At 61.7% G+C, this 875-nt stretch carries 2 protein-coding genes; both read left to right on the top strand.

Annotated elements, in window-relative coordinates:
* Positions 1-353: DUF167 domain-containing protein (locus RT123_RS14480; protein WP_409514920.1), on the top strand; the 353-nt coding region annotated here is incomplete at its 5' end.
* Between the two features lie 54 nt (positions 354-407).
* Complete coding sequence (locus RT123_RS14475) at positions 408-608, top strand: hypothetical protein (protein WP_153924141.1); 201 nt, start codon at positions 408-410, stop codon at positions 606-608.
* Positions 609-875: the final 267 nt, after the last annotated feature.

The raw sequence follows: 875 nt of genomic DNA, 5'->3' as shown, positions 1-875 counted from the left end.
GATCTGAAGAGGGCGCGGCGCCGATCGGAGCCGCGCCTTTTTTCTTGCCCGCAGAGGACCACATGGCGAACTTGCCTGTAAGGCTGCAGCCCGGCGCTGCGGCCGAGCGCATTGATGGGTGGGCGACCGACGACGAGGGTCGACCCGTGCTCAAGGTGCGCGTCCGCGCCCGTCCGATCGAAGGAGAGGCCAACGACGCCCTGATCCGGCTCTTGGCCAAAAGCCTTGGCGTCCCGAAGTCGTCGGTCAGCATCGGACGCGGCGCACAATCACGTTTGAAAATGATCGTCGTGCAAGGCTTGGATGACGAAGAGCTGCGCTTGCGCCTCGTCGACGGTCTTTCTGGCGCTTGAGGAGAGCCATCCGGCCGATTTGTGCGTTCTGCATCGGAACAGGAGACCAGCCCAATGACGATGGACGCCCGCATCCTTCACGCCCGCAGCGGCGTTACCCTCGAGCAAAAGGGCGATGTCTACGCGGTTTCAAGCCTGCGGCTGTCAGAGCCGGCGACCTTTGCGGACGAGGCGGATGCCCAACGCGCATTCGACGACGAGGTCGTGGCCTCCGAGCAGAATCCGGAACTGATGTCGCGTCTCGGCGGGGCCTGAGAAGGCGAAACGCCAGTATTTACGGGCTTCGAATAGCCTCGAGGATTACGATTCCTGATCGACGATCATGAGTCTGCGAGAAACTTCCCCCTGTTGGTGAGAATCCGCTTGCTGACAAATCCGCGTCTCCGTATAGAGCCGCCTCGCTCGGAAACGGGCCGGCCGGCGGGGCCGCGGGGGTTTAGGTCCTCACGGTTTCACGGAAGAAAGAAGCGAAAAACTTCTTGCTTTCATCGGTTGGTTTCACTAGGTTCCGCGCTCCAATCG

Origin of the sequence: Brevundimonas vesicularis (assembly GCF_032067225.1) — a bacterium.
Classification (GTDB): Bacteria; Pseudomonadota; Alphaproteobacteria; order Caulobacterales; family Caulobacteraceae; genus Brevundimonas; species Brevundimonas vesicularis_F.
The sequence above is the reverse complement of the archived record's forward strand: the minus strand, read 5'-3'. Positions and strand labels throughout refer to the sequence as shown.

Bases quoted from the DNA above. Each gene is read 5' to 3' on its own strand.
- RT123_RS14475 (WP_153924141.1), top strand. From the start codon at position 408: ATGACGATGGACGCCCGCATCCTTCACGCCCGCAGCGGCGTTACCCTC.